General features: G+C 33.3%; 13 protein-coding genes. 11 read left to right on the top strand and 2 right to left on the bottom strand.

Annotation, left to right across the window (positions count from 1 at the left end; genetic code table 11):
• Positions 1-19: 19 nt before the first annotated feature.
• The 8 genes from CLU81_RS13780 (at position 20) to CLU81_RS13745 (ending at position 12,973) form a co-directional block, all read left to right on the top strand.
• The gene (locus tag CLU81_RS13780; protein ID WP_099710333.1) at positions 20-2,794 is read left to right on the top strand and encodes a 2-oxoglutarate dehydrogenase E1 component; all 2,775 of its coding nucleotides are present in this window, start codon (positions 20-22) and stop codon (positions 2,792-2,794) included.
• A gap of 78 nt (positions 2,795-2,872) precedes the next feature.
• Entirely contained in the window at positions 2,873-4,117 is a 1,245-nt protein-coding gene (odhB, locus tag CLU81_RS13775; RefSeq protein WP_099710332.1) for a 2-oxoglutarate dehydrogenase complex dihydrolipoyllysine-residue succinyltransferase, read from the top strand.
• Between the two features lie 217 nt (positions 4,118-4,334).
• Entirely contained in the window at positions 4,335-6,830 is a 2,496-nt protein-coding gene (locus CLU81_RS13770) for a TonB-dependent receptor (protein WP_099710331.1), read from the top strand.
• A gap of 60 nt (positions 6,831-6,890) precedes the next feature.
• Positions 6,891-7,223, top strand: a complete 333-nt coding sequence (locus CLU81_RS13765) for a hypothetical protein (protein ID WP_099710330.1) — start codon at positions 6,891-6,893, stop codon at positions 7,221-7,223.
• An 18-nt stretch (positions 7,224-7,241) separates the two neighbouring features.
• Complete coding sequence (locus CLU81_RS13760) at positions 7,242-7,544, top strand: hypothetical protein (protein WP_099710329.1); 303 nt, start codon at positions 7,242-7,244, stop codon at positions 7,542-7,544.
• 7 nt (positions 7,545-7,551) lie between these two features.
• On the top strand, positions 7,552-9,099 hold the full coding sequence (locus CLU81_RS13755; protein ID WP_099710328.1) for a PepSY domain-containing protein: 1,548 nt from the start codon (positions 7,552-7,554) through the stop codon (positions 9,097-9,099).
• 119 nt (positions 9,100-9,218) lie between these two features.
• The gene (locus CLU81_RS13750; protein WP_099710327.1) at positions 9,219-11,672 is read left to right on the top strand and encodes a TonB-dependent receptor; all 2,454 of its coding nucleotides are present in this window, start codon (positions 9,219-9,221) and stop codon (positions 11,670-11,672) included.
• Between the two features lie 185 nt (positions 11,673-11,857).
• Positions 11,858-12,973, top strand: coding sequence for a PepSY domain-containing protein (locus CLU81_RS13745; protein WP_099710326.1), 1,116 nt, complete (start codon positions 11,858-11,860; stop codon positions 12,971-12,973).
• A 250-nt stretch (positions 12,974-13,223) separates the two neighbouring features.
• Here the strand turns inward: CLU81_RS13745 and CLU81_RS13740 are convergent, their stop codons facing one another.
• The gene (locus CLU81_RS13740; protein WP_099710325.1) at positions 13,224-13,571 is read right to left on the bottom strand and encodes a toxin-antitoxin system YwqK family antitoxin; all 348 of its coding nucleotides are present in this window, start codon (positions 13,569-13,571) and stop codon (positions 13,224-13,226) included.
• Between the two features lie 211 nt (positions 13,572-13,782).
• A complete protein-coding gene (locus CLU81_RS13735) occupies positions 13,783-14,775 on the bottom strand; it encodes a TlpA disulfide reductase family protein (protein ID WP_099710324.1) in 993 nt (330 codons plus the stop codon).
• Between the two features lie 235 nt (positions 14,776-15,010).
• On the opposite strand from CLU81_RS13735, the gene aspS reads away from it, so the two are divergent.
• The 3 genes from aspS to CLU81_RS13720 all read left to right on the top strand — a co-directional run bounded on the left by aspS (position 15,011) and on the right by CLU81_RS13720 (position 17,955).
• Entirely contained in the window at positions 15,011-16,762 is a 1,752-nt protein-coding gene (gene aspS / locus CLU81_RS13730; RefSeq protein WP_099710323.1) for an aspartate--tRNA ligase, read from the top strand.
• Positions 16,763-17,151: 389 nt separating this feature from the next.
• Positions 17,152-17,346: a cold-shock protein gene (locus CLU81_RS13725; RefSeq protein WP_007137066.1), complete on the top strand. Its 195-nt coding sequence runs from the start codon at positions 17,152-17,154 to the stop codon at positions 17,344-17,346.
• 243 nt (positions 17,347-17,589) lie between these two features.
• Positions 17,590-17,955 carry an NADH-quinone oxidoreductase subunit A gene (locus tag CLU81_RS13720; RefSeq protein WP_099710322.1) on the top strand — a complete coding sequence of 122 codons (366 nt, stop codon included), beginning with the start codon at positions 17,590-17,592 and terminating at the stop codon, positions 17,953-17,955.
• Positions 17,956-17,962 lie beyond the last annotated feature (7 nt).

Here is a 17,962-nt window from a genome sequence, read left to right as displayed (position 1 = left end):
AAGTATATTCACTCATATTATGGATAGGTTTTCATTTTTAAATGCAGCGCATACAGAGTTTTTCGCACAATTATATGATCAGTATTTAGTAAATCCAGATAGCGTTGAGCCAAGCTGGAGAAGTTTTTTTCAAGGTTTCGACTTTGGCCAAACGACTTATAATGACGAAAATCCAGTTCAACAAATTGTTGAATATGTGACTAGCGACAACACAGATTACAGTAAAGTTTCAGAAAAATTACAAAAAGAATTCAACGTTCTAAAATTAATTGATGGATACCGCACAAGAGGACATTTGTTTACAAAAACAAATCCTGTTCGTGACCGTAGAACTTCATCTCCAACTTTAGACATTGAAAATTTCGGATTAACAACTGCTGATCTTTCAACAGTTTTTGATGCTGCTCAAACTATCGGAATACCGCCTTCTTCTTTAGAAGCTATCGTAAACCGTCTTAAAGCTATTTACTGCCAGCATATTGGTATTGAATATATGTATATCAGAAATCCTGGCGTTGTAAAATGGATTCAGGAAAAACTAGCGGTTAATGTTAATCAGCCTAATTTTTCTTCTGAAGAAAAGAAAACTATCTTAAACAAATTAAATCAAGCAGTTTCTTTCGAGAACTTCTTACATACTAAATATGTTGGTCAAAAAAGATTCTCACTTGAAGGTGGAGAATCTATTATTCCGGCTTTAGACGCTTTGATCGAACAAGCTGCTGAAAAAGGTGTTGAACAATTCGTAATGGGAATGGCTCACCGTGGTCGTTTGAACGTTTTGGCAAACATCTTCGGAAAATCAACTCAGGATATCTTTGGTGAATTTGACGGTAAAGATTACGATCAGGAATATTTTGATGGTGACGTAAAATACCATTTAGGTCTTACTGCTGACAAAAAAACAAGATCAGGAAAAAGCATCAATATCAATTTAGCACCAAACCCTTCTCACTTAGAAACTGTTGGAGCTGTAATTGAAGGAATCACAAGAGCAAAACAAGATAAATATTATGCTGATGATTTCTCTAAAGTATTACCTATTGCCGTTCACGGAGATGCTGCAATCGCAGGTCAGGGAATCTTGTACGAAATCATTCAAATGGCGCAACTTGACGGTTACAAAACTGGAGGAACAATCCATATTGTAATCAACAACCAGGTTGGTTTTACAACTAACTATTTAGACGCTCGTTCATCTACTTATTGTACAGACGTTGCTAAAGTTACACTTTCGCCAGTATTACACGTAAATGCTGACGATGCTGAAGCTGTTGTACATGCTGTATCTTTTGCATTAGATTACAGAATGCAATTTGGACGTGATGTATTTATCGATCTTTTAGGATACAGAAAATACGGTCATAACGAAGGTGATGAACCTCGTTTTACTCAACCGGTTTTATATAAAATCATCGCAAAACATAAAAATCCAAGAGATATTTATGCTGAGAAATTATTGTCTGACGGCGTAATCGATGCTTCTTATGTAAATGCATTAGAAAAAGAATACAAATCTACTATGGAAGTGAATTTAGAAGCTTCTCGTAAAAAAGATTTGACGATTATAACTCCATTCATGAAAAACGAATGGGACGGATTTGTTCAGGTAACTGATACGCAAATGCTTGAAAAAGTAGATACTTCTTTTGATAAAAAAGGATTGGATTCTATCATCAATACAATTTCAACTTTACCTGCAGAAAAGAAATTTATCAGTAAAATAACTAAAATTGTTACCGATAGAAAAACTGGATACGAAAACAACACTATTGATTGGGGAACTGCAGAAGCTTTAGCTTACGGTTCACTTTTGACAGAAGGATTTGATGTTCGTATTTCTGGTCAGGACGTAGAGCGTGGTACATTCTCTCACCGTCATGCTGTTGTAAAAGTAGAAGATTCTGAAGAAGAAGTAATTCTATTAAACGGAATCGAAAACAAAAAAGGAAAATTTGGAGTTTTCAACTCTCTTTTATCTGAGTATGGAGTTCTTGGTTTTGATTACGGATATGCATTGGCAAATCCAAACGCATTAACAATTTGGGAAGCACAATTTGGAGATTTCTCTAACGGAGCGCAAATTATGATTGACCAATATATTTCATGTGGTGAAGATAAATGGAACAACCAAAATGGTATCGTTTTATTATTACCTCACGGATATGAAGGACAAGGTGCAGAACACTCTTCTGCAAGAATGGAGCGTTATTTACAACTTTGTGCAAGACAAAATATGTATGTTGCAGATTGTACAACTCCGGCAAACTTCTTCCACTTATTGAGAAGACAAATGAAAACGAATTTCCGTAAACCTTTGGTAGTTTTCTCTCCAAAAAGTTTATTGCGTGATCCAAGATGTGTGTCTACAGTAGAAGAATTAGCAACAGGAAGTTTCCAGGAAACAATTGATGATAATGCAGTAGATAAAAAAGCAGTAAAAACTTTAGTTTTCGTTACTGGTAAATTCTACTATGACATTGTTGCTGAAAGAGAAAACAACGGAAGAAATGACGTTGCAGTTGTTCGTATCGAGCAATTATTCCCTTTGCCAGTTGAGCAATTAAAATCAATTATCGCACAATATCCAAATGCTGATGATTATGTTTGGGCTCAGGAAGAACCTAAAAACATGGGAGCTTACAGCTTTATGTTAATGAACTTTGATCTTGTAAAATGGAGATTAGCTTCGTTAAAAGCTTATGCTGCGCCTGCATCAGGAAGTTACACACGCGCAAAACGTCGTCATGCAGATGCAATTAGAATGGTTTTCGATAAAAATTTATTCAGATAAAAAGAATGTTTCAAGTTTCAGGTTTCAGGTTTAACAACTTGAAACCTGAAACCATAAAAACCTTAAACAAAAAATAAGATGATTTTAGAAATGAAAGTCCCATCACCAGGGGAATCAATAAAAGAAGTTGAAATTGCAACTTGGTTAGTAAAAGACGGAGATTATGTAGAAAAAGATCAAGCTATTGCTGAAGTTGATTCAGATAAAGCAACTCTTGAATTACCGGCTGAAATGAGCGGAATTATTACGCTTAAAGCAGAAGAAGGTGATGCAGTTGCAGTAGGAGCTGTAGTTTGTTTAATTGATACTGATGGTGTAAAACCTGCAGGTGATGCTCCGGCTGCACCAGCGGCTGAGACTCCAAAAGCAGAAGCACCAAAGGCAGAAGTAAAAGCTGAAGCGCCAAAAGCAGCACCAGTACAAGCTCCGGCAGCTACAAGTTATGCAGCAGGAACTCCATCTCCGGCAGCAAGAAAAATATTAGACGAAAAAAACATAGCACCAGCAACTGTTTCAGGAACTGGTAAAGGCGGAAGAATCACTAAAGATGATGCTGTAAATGCAGTACCTTCTATGGGAACTCCAACTGGAGGAAGCCGTGGAACTGAGCGTACAAAATTATCTATGTTACGTCGTAAAGTAGCAGAAAGATTAGTTGCTGCTAAAAACGAAACTGCAATGTTAACTACTTTCAACGAAGTTAACATGACGCCAATTAACCAAATTCGTAATGAATACAAAGATGCTTTCAAAGCAAAACATGGTGGTTTAGGATTAGGTTTCATGTCATTCTTTACAAAAGCAGTTACAAGAGCTTTACAATTATATCCTGATGTTAACTCAATGATGGATGGTGATTATAAAATTGCTTACGATTTTGCTGATATCTCTATCGCAGTTTCAGGACCAAAAGGTTTAATGGTTCCTGTTGTTCGTAATGCTGAATTATTAACTTTCCGTGGAATTGAAGCTGAAATCAAAAGATTAGCACTTAGAGCTCGTGACGGTCAAATCACTGTTGATGATATGACTGGAGGAACTTTCACAATTACTAATGGTGGTGTTTTTGGAAGTATGTTAAGTACTCCAATTATCAATCCTCCTCAATCAGGAATCTTAGGAATGCACAATATTATTGAGCGTCCAATTGCTGTAAATGGTAAAGTTGAAATTCACCCAATGATGTACGTAGCACTTTCTTATGACCACAGAATTATCGACGGACGTGAGTCTGTTGGTTTCTTAGTTGCTGTAAAAGAAGCTTTAGAAAATCCAGTAGAATTATTAATGAATGGCGATGCTAAACGTGCTTTAGAGCTATAATTGTAATAATTTTCCACAATAACAAAAAGCCTGTTCATTCACTTGAACAGGCTTTTTTGTCTTAAGATTGGCTTAAATATTGCTTAAGATGTTAATTTTTTAAATAAACGTAAATTTTACCCTTTAAAAATTATTTTATTTAGAATAAATAAGAATAGCTTGTATAGTTGATATTCAACAGTTAAATTTGCGCTATTAAAATCAATTCTAAATAACAATGAAATATAAATTTACAATTTCTTTCTTAAGCTTTTGTTTTTTTCTGCTAGCAAGCACTACAATTTCTGCACAAGAAAAAGCGAGTATAAAAGGACAAATTAGTTTAGCAAATAATCAGGCTGCAGATAATGTTTCTGTAGTTCTAAAAGGAACTAAAATAGGAACTAATACAGACAGTAATGGTTTTTACGAAATTAAAAATCTAAAACCGGGAAGTTATGTAATTAAAGTTTCTTCTGTTGGACATTCATCTAAAGAAAAAAGTATTTCTCTAAATGCAGGTGACGAAATAATAGAAAATTTCACAATTAGTTCAAATTCTGAACAATTAGACGAAATTGTAATTAATGGTAATGGTAAAAAAAATCCATTAGCTCGTAAAGAAACACAACAAGTATCAAGATTACCACTTAAAAATCTTGAGAATCCACAAGTATATACTACTATCACAAGCGAATTACTAAAAGAGCAAGTAGTTAGCAATATTGATGACGCACTTAAAAATGCTCCGGGATTATCTCCGCTTTGGGCTTCTACCGGACGTGGTGGTGACGGTGCCGGATATTTCTCTCTAAGAGGATTTGCTGTGCAGCCAACAATGACAAATGGATTACCTGCGTTGAATAACGGAAGTATAGATCCTGCAAATATTGATAAAATTGAAGTTATTAAAGGACCTTCTGGAACTTTATTTGGAAGTAGTTTAATTTCTTACGGAGGTTTAATCAACTTAACTACTAAAAAACCGTACGATCACTTTGGCGGAGAGGTAAGCTATACAGCAGGAAGCTATGGATTAAACCGTGTAACTGCAGACATTAATACTCCCGTAGACGATGAACACAAAATTAATTTCAGAGTTAATACTGCATATCATACAGAAAACAGCTTTCAAGATGCTGGATTTAGAAAATCATTTTTCTTTGCTCCATCTTTATCTTACCAAGCTAGCGACAGACTTTCGTTCTTTATTAATACTGAATTCATGAACAATAAACAGACGAATCCAACTATGTTATTTTTAGACAGAGGCGCACCGTTAAGAGTTCATAATATGGATGAATTGGGTTATGATAACAAACGTTCTTATACAAGTAACGAACTTGCGATTGAAACTCCTTCTTACTCTCTTCAAGGACAAATGAATTACAAAATCTCTGATGAATGGACTTCTCAAACGGTTCTATCTAGAGGATCATCTCAATCTGAAGGATATTATACTTATTTATATGAAAGCACACGATTTTTCCCTACACAGGTAAATCAAGGGATTGTTTTGGGACGTTCAATGAATTATCAAAATACAACAACTTTAACAACAGATATTCAACAAAACTTTATTGGCGATTTTAAACTTGGAAACTTAAGAAATAGAATTGTTGTTGGTTTAGATTACTTTAACAGAGGTCAAGTTGATAATGGTTCTGGATATGTATCTAATGGAAGAGTTTATATTGGAAATTTAGATTTAGCAACTGTAAACCAATATGTATTCGGCATTACAGATCCTGCAAAATATATTACAAATGGTGACAGTGGTAACCTAACAAAAGCTGGTTCTGATAAACTTATAGCAGAAACTACTGCAAACAATAACAAAACAAAACAAGAAGTTATTAGTGCTTATGCATCAGATGTAATCAATATTACTCCTGCATTATCTGCAATGGCAAGTTTACGTGTAGACCGTTTTATGACTGCCGGGGACGTAACTACAAATGCTGATGATTTTAATCAAACTTCTTTTTCACCTAAATTTGGTTTAGTTTATCAGCCAATTATTGACAAAGTTTCGATTTTTGCCAACTATATGGATGGTTTTACTAACACAGCTCCAACAAGTGATATTGGTTTAAGCGGCGCATCTATTCCAAGAACTTTCAAACCAGAACACGCTAACCAATTTGAAATCGGAACGAAATTAAATGTTTTTAAAGACAAACTTTACGCAACATTTAGCTATTATGACATCAAAGTAACAGATCAGGTTTATACTGTTTATGGTTCTACAGGCGGAGTACCAACTCAAACTTCTTTTCAAGATGGAGAACAAAGAAACAAAGGTTTTGAAGCAGAAATCGTTGCAAATCCAGTTACTGGTTTAAACATTGTTGCTGGTTACAGCTATGTAGATGCTGTCTTAAATGCCGGAGATCCTTCGTTCGTAGGAAACAGACCTGAGAGTTCAGGACCAAGAAACACCGCAAACTTTTGGGCAAGCTACAAATTTCCTCAAGGAGATTTACAAGGTTTTGGTTTAGGTTTTGGTGGAAATTATGCTGACAAAAACTTAATTATGAATAGAAATGTTGTCGGGCAATTTGCAATTCCTTCTTATACTGTTTTAAATTCCTCTATTTTCTACGGAACAGAGAAATTTACATTGACATTAAAATTAGACAATATTGCTAATGTTGATACTTATGATGGTTGGTCTACAATTCACCCAAAAAACATGAGAGCTGTATCTGCGAATTTCTCATACAGATTTTAATAAAAAACATTCCAAACACCTTTCTTTTAGGAGAAAGGTGTTTTTTAAATTTTAAAGATTATGATTACAATAGCCAGCCTTATCGTTTTTCTAGCTTTTTATACTCTTTATTACACCTCAAAAAGAGCTGTTTTATCCTATGATTTAGGTTTTGAAAAATGGATGAAAAAAAATCCGAAGCAAACCAAAATCACCGGATTAGCACTTTTACTACTCGCCTATTCTTTATGGCTTTTTACACAATCGTTAGGTTGTGGCACATTGATGTTTTTTATTCAGTTAATGGCTATTGGAAGTTTAATTATCATTTTAAAACCATTAAAAAAAGTCAACAGTAAAGCTATACTGGCTCTTTTTATATTAATTGCTCTATTAGAATTTTATTACAACTAAACCGTTTCTAACCAAAATATGCCAGCAAATCCAAAATATTTAACCCAATCAAAATGGCAACGATTTGCCAAAATAACTGCTGCCATTCTAGGCGGCTATTTTGTTTCAGTCACATTTCATTTGGCTTTAGCATCTTGGTTTAACCGTGCTAATATCTTAATGACAATGGCTTTTAGCGGATTCATTCTTTGGGTTGCTCTAATGGTAATTGCTTTTTTAGCTAAAAGTGGATTGAAAATCTGGGGGATTTATATCTTATTAAGTTTACTTTTTTGTCTTTTAATTTATTTAGGCCAAACCTATAATCCAACCGCGCAATAACCAACTTATGAATAACCGTAATTATAATATCTATTTTCATACGCATACTGTCAGCGGAATTGTAATCAGTGTTGTGCTTTTTGTTATTTTCTTTGCAGGATCTTTTTCTTTTTTTAGAGACGAAATCATCAATTGGGAAAGAAGTGAATCTACTGCAATCACAAAAGAAATTCAACTGGATTACAACACGGCTTTAAAAAAACTCGACAAAGAATATACCTTACACGGAAGAAACGTTACTATTTCTAAACCAAGTAATGAAAGAAGAGTTGCTGTTTACATGGAAGGTACCAAAGACACTTTGGCTCCAGCCAAACAAAAAGAAGGAAGTTTTTTTTACCTTGACACAAAGACCTTCAAAACCTTTACTTATGAAGAATCTTATTCATTGGGCGAATTTTTATATCGTTTACATTTCTTAGCTCAAATACCTTATCCAGTTGGTTATTACCTTTCAGGTTTCACAGCATTATTCTTTTTATTTGCTATTGTAACCGGACTTCTATTGCATTGGAAAAAAATTGTTTCGAACTTTTATATTTTCCGTCCAAAGGAAAAATTAAAAACTCTGTGGACTGATGCGCACACAGCATTAGGAATGATTGGTTTGCCTTTTCAATTTGTATATGCAGTAACGGGAGCTTTTTTTATGATAAAACTTCTGATTGTTGCTCCAGCCGTAATGGCTTTGTACAAAGGTGATCAGGATAAATTATACAAAGAATTAGAATACAACGATCCTGATTATAAATTTGACAATAAAAAATTAGCCGCACCTTTCAACATCGATCAATTAGTTGCTAAGACAAAAAGCAACTGGAAAGATTTTGAAATTACCCGAGTTTTTATTCAGAATTATGGCGATGCAAGCATGCACGTTATTGTTGAAGGAGAAATGCTGGCTCACAAAAAATTCACCGGAATTGGAAAAGTAATTTATAGAATTGCTGACGGAAAAGAAATCGCAAGAAAAAATCCTGTTACACAAAACAACTATTTAGATGTTGTAAAAAATGTTTTGTACCGAATTCATTTTGGAGATTATGGCGGATATGCCTTAAAAATTGTGAGTTTCGTTTTAGGAATCATCACTTGTTTTGTGATAATTTCCGGCGTAATGATTTGGTTAGTTGCCAGACAAAAAAATAATTTACCAGAGAAAAAAAGACGTTTTAACGCCGCTGTTGTTCGCATTTATCTGGCAATTTGTTTGAGCATGTATCCTATTACGGCACTTGCTTTTATTGTAACCAAAATATTTTATCCGTTGACTCAGGACAATTTATATTTGGTTTATTTCGTAGGATGGTTAGCACTTACAATCTTTTTTATTCTTAAAAAGAACGACGCATTTACCAACAGATTCTGTTTAATATCTGGAAGCATTTTAGGATTTCTGATTCCTATTACACACGGAATTGTTTCCGGAAATTGGTTTTGGAATTCATTTATGCAAAATAAAATTCAGGTTTTCTTTATTGATGTTTTCTGGATTGTTCTGGCTTCAATAACGCTTTATGTCGCTTATCATCTAAAACCTAAAAAAACTAATTAGTACATTAAAAACAACTCGATTGTTGATTTGTAAATTTCGCCTTACACTTTAACTTTTGACAATTTGTCAACTAAACTTTTAGCCTTACTTTTGCCTAATCAATATTTATTCTAAATAAAATGAAGGGAAAATTTACACTATTGCTAATTGGTTTTTACTTTTTATTATTTGCACAAACATCCGTTTTAGCACAACAAAAAACAACGATAAAAGGAATTGTGACATCTGTAAATGGTGAAGCTTTAGAAAATGTTTCGGTTCAATTAAGAGGAACTAAAATTGGAGCACTTACTGATAGTCAGGGTTCATATGAAATAAAGAATATCAATTTAGGAAACTATACAATACGTGTTTCTGCACTTGGCCATACACCAAAAGAAAAGAAAATCATTGTAAGCGGAGAAGCTGAAATCGTAGAAAATTTCACGATCAATACAAATACTGAAGAGCTTGAAGAGGTTTTTATAAAAGGAAACATCAATAAATACAATAAATCTGAAAGTCCTTTTGTTTCAAAAATGCAGATTAAAAATCTGGAAAATTCTCAGGTTTATAGTGTTGTAACCAAAAGTTTAATGCGTGATCAATTGGTTATTAATCAAGATGACGCTTTAAAAAATGTTCCGGGATTGTACCAACTTTGGGCTGCAACCGGAAAAGTAGGTGACGGTGGTTCTTATTTCGCTTCACGCGGATTTGTAACACAAAGTTTATTGAGAGACGGAATCGCCGGAAAAATTACAAACAGTGTTGATGCTGCAAACTTAGAAAGAATCGAAAGTATAAAAGGACCTTCGGCAACACTTTTTGGAAGTATCTTAACTTCTTATGGTGGATTAATCAACCGAGTTACCAAAAAACCAACAGAAACTTTTAGAGGAGATATTAGTTATCAATCCGGAAGTTACGGCTTAAACCGATTATCTGCTGATATTAATACGCCTTTAAATGATGAGAAAACAGCGCTATTACGAATAAACGCAGCTTATAATGACGCCAATACTTTTCAGGATTACGGAAAAAACAGAAGCTACTTTTTTGCTCCGTCATTTGCTTATAAAATAAATGACAAACTAACAATTTCTATTGATGCCGAATTGTCTTCGGTTAATTCTTCATCACCGGCATTTACTTATATCCCATACGGACAAACGCCAAATAGTATCAATTTACATAATGCAAATGAAATTGCCAGAGACTGGAAAAGATCTTTTACAGGTGGCGAATTCATGATGGATACTAAAACGGCCAACATTTTTGCTCAGGCTCATTATCAAATTAATGAAAACTGGAAATCGCAAACTATTTTTAGTTCCAGTGCCAATCAATCTAATGGACCTCAGGCTTGGTTCTATTTATTAGGAAACAATAAAATGTCCAGAAATGCCTGGAATATGGTTGGGAAAGATAATATTGTCGAATTTCAACAAAACTTTAATGGTCAGACCGAACTTTTTGGTATGAAACACCAATTACTTTTTGGCGGTGATATTTTAAGATCAGAAACTAATAGTAGCCTTGGATATCTTGGTGGAGATCCTAATAATCCGTTTAAAACAGATTATGATATTGTAGATTATTCTGCTGCAAACAGTAATTATTACCAGTTTAGCCCAACTAATATTGAGCCTTTATTTGTAAACGGTTACCAATACAGAACGATTACTTCCCTGACAACTTATAGCGTTTATGCTGCTGATGCTATCAATATTACAGATCAATTAATTCTTTCGGTTGCTTTGCGTTTTGATCATTATAAAAATAACGGAACTTACGATCCATCGACAAATATTAATTCAGGAGCATTTTCGCAAAACGCATTTTCTCCAAAACTGGGACTTGTTTATCAAATTATAAAAGACAAAGTTTCCATTTTCGGAAACTATCAAAATAGTTTTAAAAACATTGGATACTTATTCGCTAAAGTAAATGGAAATCCGGAATTGAAACAATTTGATCCTGAAAAAGCGAATCAATTCGAAGCTGGTCTTAAGCTAAACATTTTACAAGATAAATTAAGCGCCAATTTAAGCTATTACAATATTGATGTAAAAAACATTGTTCGCGCAGGACAAGCTGCTAACACAAACGTTCAGGACGGAAATCAAACCAGTAAAGGATTTGAGCTTGAAGTTACTACAAATCCGTTTTCGGGATTGAATCTTATTTTTGGATATGCTTTCAACGATAGTAAATTAAACAATGCAAATGCTGATGTAAACGGATTAAGACCTGAAACTGCTGGACCGGAAAATTTAATTAATTACTGGATTAGTTACAGTTTGCAAACTTCTAAACTAAAGGGATTAGGTTTTGGTGTTGGAGGAAATTATGGTAGTGAAACTTTTGTGTATAACAGAAACCCGACTGGTTCAGGAAATCCTGCCGATGTCGAAACATTTGTTTTACCCTCATACAATGTCGTAAATGCGACATTATACTATGATCAGCCAAAATACAGACTTTCCTTAAAAGTAGATAACCTTACAGATGAGCTTTATTTTAATGGTTATACAACTGTCAACGTACAAGCGCCAAGAACTTTTATGGGAAGTATTACTTATAAATTTTAAAACGAATTTATAAAAAACTTTACGGGACAATTTACCTTTTAATGGTATTTTTGCCTTTCAGAATGTCTTTACAAAAAATACCGATTGTATATTCAATATAGTCCAATTACATTGTACTATTTTCATATTACATCGGCATTATACCAGGAAACATTGAACTATAGCATAAATAAAATTGGTATAACATGAGTTTCAAAAAACAAATACGTTTTCTACATAAATGGCTCGGATTAATTTCCGGGCTTATTGTTTTTATTATAAGTATTACTGGTTGTATTTTTTGTTTTCATGATGAAATAAAAGACATTACACGCAAAGAATGGCGTTTGGTTGAACCCGAAAATAAACCGTTTTTATTACCTTCTGTTTTAAAAGAAAAAGCCAAAGAAATTGCTCCAAAAAATAAAGCAAGCATGATTTCTTACTATGGCAAAAATAGATCGGCAATTGTCTATACGTATTCTGACACAGAGAATCTATACCTTTATTTTAATCCGTACACAGGCAAATATCTAAAAACAGAAAATCCTAAAACCGATTTCTTTATAATCGTCGAATACATTCACTTGTATTTACTTTTGCCAGATTATATTGGAAAACACATTATTGGCGGCGCAACAATCATCTTTATACTATTGTTGATTTCAGGAATTATACAATGGTGGCCAAAACGACGAAGTGATATAAAGCGAAGTTTTTCTGTAAAATGGTCTGCAAAATGGCGTCGTGTAAATTATGACTGGCACAATACATCCGGGTTTTATATTTCGATAATAGCCGTAATTATTGCTATTACAGGTTTAACATTTACATACGAATGGGTTGGCGACGGAATCTACAAAACTTTCAATTTTGGAGGTGATAAAGCTGCCGAAACAAAAACTCCGGTAATCGACACTACCAAATTTGATATAAATTCGATTGCCGCAGTAGATCGGGCTTTTATTGAAACGATGAAACTTCAGCCAAAAGCCGAAATGTGTTTTGTTACTTTTCCACAACAAAAAACCGACATTATTAGTACAGGAGCTTATCCGCATACATTAAGATACGATCATCAGAGTAATTATTATTTTCATCCCGGCGATGGAAAATTAATGCAAAGTGATCCTTACCCAAAAAAGAGTTTAGGATTGCAGGTTGTCGAAATGAATTATGGAATTCACACGGGTCAAATTTTGGATTTACCCGGAAAAATAATCGCTTTCATAGTTAGTTTAATTGCTGCCGCTTTGCCAGTAACAGGTTTTGTAATTTGGTACGGAAGAAGAAATAAATCCTGCAAAAAAATAAAGGCATAAAAAATTTAACCGCAAAGAACGCAAGTTTTTTATCTTATTATTACGCTTACAAACACAAAGTTCGCAAAGCTATATCAGTTATAGCTTTGCGAACTTTGCGTTTGTATAAAATCTTATAAATAGAAAGACTTGCATTCTTTGCGGTTAAAACAATTAGCTAATACAAAATATTTTATGTCTCTCCTAATATGTCTTAATCCCAAAAAAACCGCTTATAATGAGCGGTTTTTTTATGTTGTTCGAAATCTTATTAATTTCTGTTTGCCAAAGCATTTTTTTGTAAATTTTTAACTGAGCTTACTTGACTATTTTCATAAGCAACTTCGCTAAGATTTTTTTCATTGAAGAAAATCCATTTTCCAGTTTTCATTCCGTCTGTGTACTCTCCTACAGCCAATTTATTTCCCTTTTCATCATACGATACCCAAACGCCGTCTAATTTACCATCCTTAAAGAAGCCTTCTTGTTGTACATTACCATTTTCATAATAGTAAGTAGCTTTTACTTTGTTTCCAACAACTTCTAATTCAGGTTTTACCTCTTGTGCAACTAGAATTCCAGAGAACAATATTGCAACTAAAATTACACACTTTTTCATATCTTTAGGTATTTAATGTTATCAAATCGTTATCAAATATAGTTAAATGTTTACATTAAACAAACTTTTACTTAACAATTTGGTAACATTGAATAAAAACTTAACATTGGAAACATCCTAAAAACAAAAAAACCAACGCCGAAGCATTGGTTTTACTGGGATTTTATAAAAACTACAAATTTACGATAACGTTGTAAATTTGATAAATAAATTACTTCAATAATGTATCTAGTTGTGCTTGAAGTTCTGGTTCAGATGGTCTTGCAGCATCAGCTTTTAAAACATTTCCGTTTGGATCAATCAAAATAAATCTAGGAATTCCTGTAACGCCATAATTCGTAACAAACTCAGATTCCCAATCTTTATCAGCAAATAACTGAATACCTCCTAATTTTTTATCATCTACAAATTTCTTCCATTTTTCGTTGTCTTTCAATTTATCAATTGAAACACTTACGAACTCAATATTTTTTCCGTGATATTTTTCTTCGATTTTTTGAAGATAAGGAATCTCAGCTCTACATGGCGCACACCAAGTTGCCCAAAGATCGATATAAACATACTTACCTTTTAAATCAGATAATTTAGTTTTTCCTCCTTTATGATTTTCATAATCAAAATCAGGCGAAGGTTTTCCTGTAAGTTTATTTGCTTTTGCTGCTCTTTCATAATTCTCAAGTGAGTATTGAGTGAAACGCTCAAAATTACTTTTCATTGCAGTTACAAATTCCGGATCAAATTTCCCTTTCTCTAAACTTTCAGCATCTTCCTTTTTCTTAGCTTCTAAAAGTGCCGTAAATTCAGCTGGTTCTTTAGAAAAAGCTTCCTCAAACTTTTCATTTCTTAAAGCTTGTTGCGCCAGGAAATTACTTTCGTCAACACCTTTACCTTTATAAACAATAGTTTCATCAAATTCTTTGGCATTCATCGTTAAATTCACCTCAGAATTTGGTTTTAAATATAACCTTGAAGATTCAGTTCCGTCAGAAAACACATAAAATCCTTTTGGCGCATCAAAAGCAGCCACAAAAGTTTCCTTTTTGTTAATCGGAATAACTTGTTTAAAATTATCATTTCCTTTAATGACTAAGGTGTCACTATTTCTATTCTCAATTTTAGCCGTAAATTTAATTTGATTTTTGGTTTGACCGATAACATTCAAAGCGCTAAAAATCAACAGACCAGTAACAAAAAGTTTGTTCATATAAATTAAAATTTGTTTTTAGTGATTCAAATCTAAAGAAATTACTGCTGAGAAATTTAAGAATTAACAAAAATTTTTCAATTTGTTAAGTAGTTTGTTACCACTTTCTAACCTTTACTTCATTTAAACTCAGAATTTGATGCAATAAAATGATATTTTTCTTTTATAGTTAATTCTAATTTTAAATGGTATAATTTGAATTTTGTGTTTACTTTTGCAGTCTAAAATTTTGATCATGTATAGAAGTCATAATTGTGGCGAATTAAACGCCTCAAATATTAATACGGAAGTTACACTTGCGGGTTGGGTTCAAAAATCACGCGATAAAGGATTTATGAATTGGGTTGATTTACGCGACCGTTACGGAATTACACAACTTATTTTCGACGAAGGTCGTACTGATAAAACTGTATTTGAATTGGCTAAAACTCTTGGTAGAGAATTTGTAATTCAGGTAAAAGGAACTGTAATTGAGCGTGAAGCTAAAAACAAAAATATCCCAACTGGTGAAATCGAAATTTTAGTTTCTGAGTTAACTATTCTAAACGCTGCTTTAACTCCTCCATTTACAATTGAAGATGAAACTGATGGTGGAGAAGACATCAGAATGAAATACCGTTACTTAGACATTAGAAGAAATCCTGTAAAAAACAGTTTATTATTCCGTCATAAAGTAGCAATGGAAGTTCGTAAATATCTATCTGATTTAGATTTCTGCGAAGTTGAAACTCCTTACTTAATCAAATCGACTCCTGAAGGTGCGAGAGATTTCGTTGTACCAAGCCGTATGAATGAAGGACAATTTTATGCATTACCACAATCGCCACAAACTTTCAAACAATTATTGATGGTTGGTGGAATGGATAAATATTTCCAGATCGTGAAATGTTTCCGTGACGAAGATTTGCGTGCAGACCGTCAGCCTGAGTTTACTCAAATCGATTGCGAAATGGCATTTGTGGAACAAGAAGACATTTTGAATGTTTTTGAAGGTCTTACAAGACATTTACTAAAAGAAATTAAAGGTATTGAAGTAGATAAATTCCCAAGAATTACCTACGATTATGCCATGAAAACATATGGAAACGACAAACCGGACATTCGTTTTGGGATGGAGTTTGGTGAATTAAACGAATTTGCACAACACAAAGATTTCCCAGTATTCAATGCTGCTGAATTAGTTGTGGGAATTGCAGTTCCGGGAGCAGGAAATTATACTCGTAAAGAAATTGACGCATTAATTGACTGGGTAAAACGCCCACAAGTTGGAGCATCAGGAATGGTGTATGCAAAATGTAATGATGACGGAACTTTTAAATCTTCTGTAGATAAATTCTACGATCAGGATGATTTAGGACAATGGGCAAAAATTACAGGAGCAAAACCTGGCGATATGATTTTTGTTCTTTCAGGACCGGCTAACAAAACACGTGCACAACTTTCGGCACTTCGTATGGAATTGGCAACTCGTTTAGGATTGCGTAATCCTGAGGAATTTGCTCCATTATGGGTTGTTGATTTCCCATTATTAGAACTTGACGAAGAAAGCGGTCGTTACCACGCGATGCATCACCCATTTACATCTCCAAAACCGGAAGACATGCAATTATTAGAAACTGAGCCAGGAAAGGTTCGTGCTAATGCATATGATATGGTTCTTAACGGAAATGAAATTGGCGGAGGATCGATTCGTATTCACGATAAAGCGACTCAACAATTAATGTTTAAATATTTAGGCTTTACCGAAGAAGAAGCAAAAGCTCAATTTGGTTTCTTAATGGATGCTTTCCAATTTGGAGCACCGCCACACGGAGGTTTAGCATTTGGTTTAGACAGATTGGTTGCTATTTTAGGAGGTCAGGAAACGATTAGAGATTTTATTGCTTTCCCAAAAAATAATTCAGGGCGCGATGTTATGATTGATGCTCCTGCTACAATTGATGATGCTCAATTAAAAGAATTACATATCAAAGTTGATTTGATCTAAATTCTTAGAAATATAAAAACATAAAAAACTACAGCTAAATCTTATTAGTTGTAGTTTTTTTTTGCTTTTTCTTCTGACTTGAACACCAATAAAATACTTATCAAAAAATGTGAGACCAGCAAATACAAGTATTCTCCCACATAAACACAGATTTACATAACCGAGTTGGCATAATATACAAATTTTTTGTAAACTATAAGCTACTTTTTTAACATTTAATTTAACAATTACTAAATATTAAATAAAATAGTTCCATATCAAAATTGATGCAATATAAATAGCGAAAACACTGTGAATCAATAATTTTTACAAAAAATTAACACCTTATTGTCTTTTGTATGAATTTATATATTACATTTGCTTCATTATAAATTATTATTACAATTACAATGCGTACAGGTACAGTAAAATTTTTCAATGAATCTAAAGGTTATGGATTCATTACAGACGAAGAAACAGGAAAAGATATCTTCGTTCACGCTTCAGGAATTAACGCGGAAGAATTACGCGAAGGTGACCGTGTAAGCTATGAAGAAGAAGAAGGAAGAAAAGGGAAAGTTGCTGCTAAAGTAGCAGTAATCTAAGAAAAATATAGCAATTTATTTTTTTTGCCTCTGAATGGTTTTGAAAACGTTTCGATTAATTTCGAAACGTTTTTTTTTGCTCAAATCTTAAAAAAATCTTAAAAAAGACCATTCTTATTTATAATCGATAAAAATTACAAATAAACACCCTTTAGTAACATACTTAAATCCTTTTTTAGCTTGTGATTTACAGAGTTGAAAGTTATCTTTGTGGCTTATTCTTTAAGTAAAAACCCTAAGTTTATGCAATCTGATCAATACAGTTACATTCCTATTTTAATGCAAGCAATTTTAGCTATTGGATTTGTGGTAGGAACAATCATTATTTCGGGAAAATTAGGCCCAAAAAGAAGTTCTGAAGTAAAAGACAAAAACTTTGAGTGTGGTATCGAATCTGTTGGTAACGCACGTATTCCTTTTTCGGTAAAATATTTCCTTGTTGCCATTTTGTTCGTATTGTTTGATGTAGAGGTAATTTTCCTTTATCCATGGGCAGTAAACTTCAAAGAATTAGGAATTGAAGGAATGCTTAAAATGATCGTGTTTATGTCACTTCTTTTAGTTGGCTTTTTCTACATCATTAAGAAAAAAGCATTAGAGTGGGAATAAAAAGATT

The sequence above is a fragment of the Flavobacterium sp. 9 genome (genome assembly GCF_002754195.1).
Lineage (GTDB): Bacteria > Bacteroidota > Bacteroidia > Flavobacteriales > Flavobacteriaceae > Flavobacterium.
This window is presented reverse-complemented; position numbering and strand designations above follow the sequence as displayed.

Bases quoted from the DNA above. Each gene is read 5' to 3' on its own strand.
- CLU81_RS13745 (WP_099710326.1), top strand. From the start codon at position 11,858: ATGAGTTTCAAAAAACAAATACGTTTTCTACATAAATGGCTCGGATTA.
- CLU81_RS13755 (WP_099710328.1), top strand. From the start codon at position 7,552: ATGAATAACCGTAATTATAATATCTATTTTCATACGCATACTGTCAGC.
- CLU81_RS13765 (WP_099710330.1), top strand. From the start codon at position 6,891: ATGATTACAATAGCCAGCCTTATCGTTTTTCTAGCTTTTTATACTCTT.
- CLU81_RS13720 (WP_099710322.1), top strand. From the start codon at position 17,590: ATGCAATCTGATCAATACAGTTACATTCCTATTTTAATGCAAGCAATT.
- CLU81_RS13760 (WP_099710329.1), top strand. From the start codon at position 7,242: ATGCCAGCAAATCCAAAATATTTAACCCAATCAAAATGGCAACGATTT.
- CLU81_RS13725 (WP_007137066.1), top strand. From the start codon at position 17,152: ATGCGTACAGGTACAGTAAAATTTTTCAATGAATCTAAAGGTTATGGA.
- CLU81_RS13780 (WP_099710333.1), top strand. From the start codon at position 20: ATGGATAGGTTTTCATTTTTAAATGCAGCGCATACAGAGTTTTTCGCA.
- aspS (WP_099710323.1), top strand. From the start codon at position 15,011: ATGTATAGAAGTCATAATTGTGGCGAATTAAACGCCTCAAATATTAAT.
- CLU81_RS13735 (WP_099710324.1), bottom strand. From the start codon at position 14,775: ATGAACAAACTTTTTGTTACTGGTCTGTTGATTTTTAGCGCTTTGAAT.
- CLU81_RS13740 (WP_099710325.1), bottom strand. From the start codon at position 13,571: ATGAAAAAGTGTGTAATTTTAGTTGCAATATTGTTCTCTGGAATTCTA.
- CLU81_RS13750 (WP_099710327.1), top strand. From the start codon at position 9,219: ATGAAGGGAAAATTTACACTATTGCTAATTGGTTTTTACTTTTTATTA.
- odhB (WP_099710332.1), top strand. From the start codon at position 2,873: ATGATTTTAGAAATGAAAGTCCCATCACCAGGGGAATCAATAAAAGAA.
- CLU81_RS13770 (WP_099710331.1), top strand. From the start codon at position 4,335: ATGAAATATAAATTTACAATTTCTTTCTTAAGCTTTTGTTTTTTTCTG.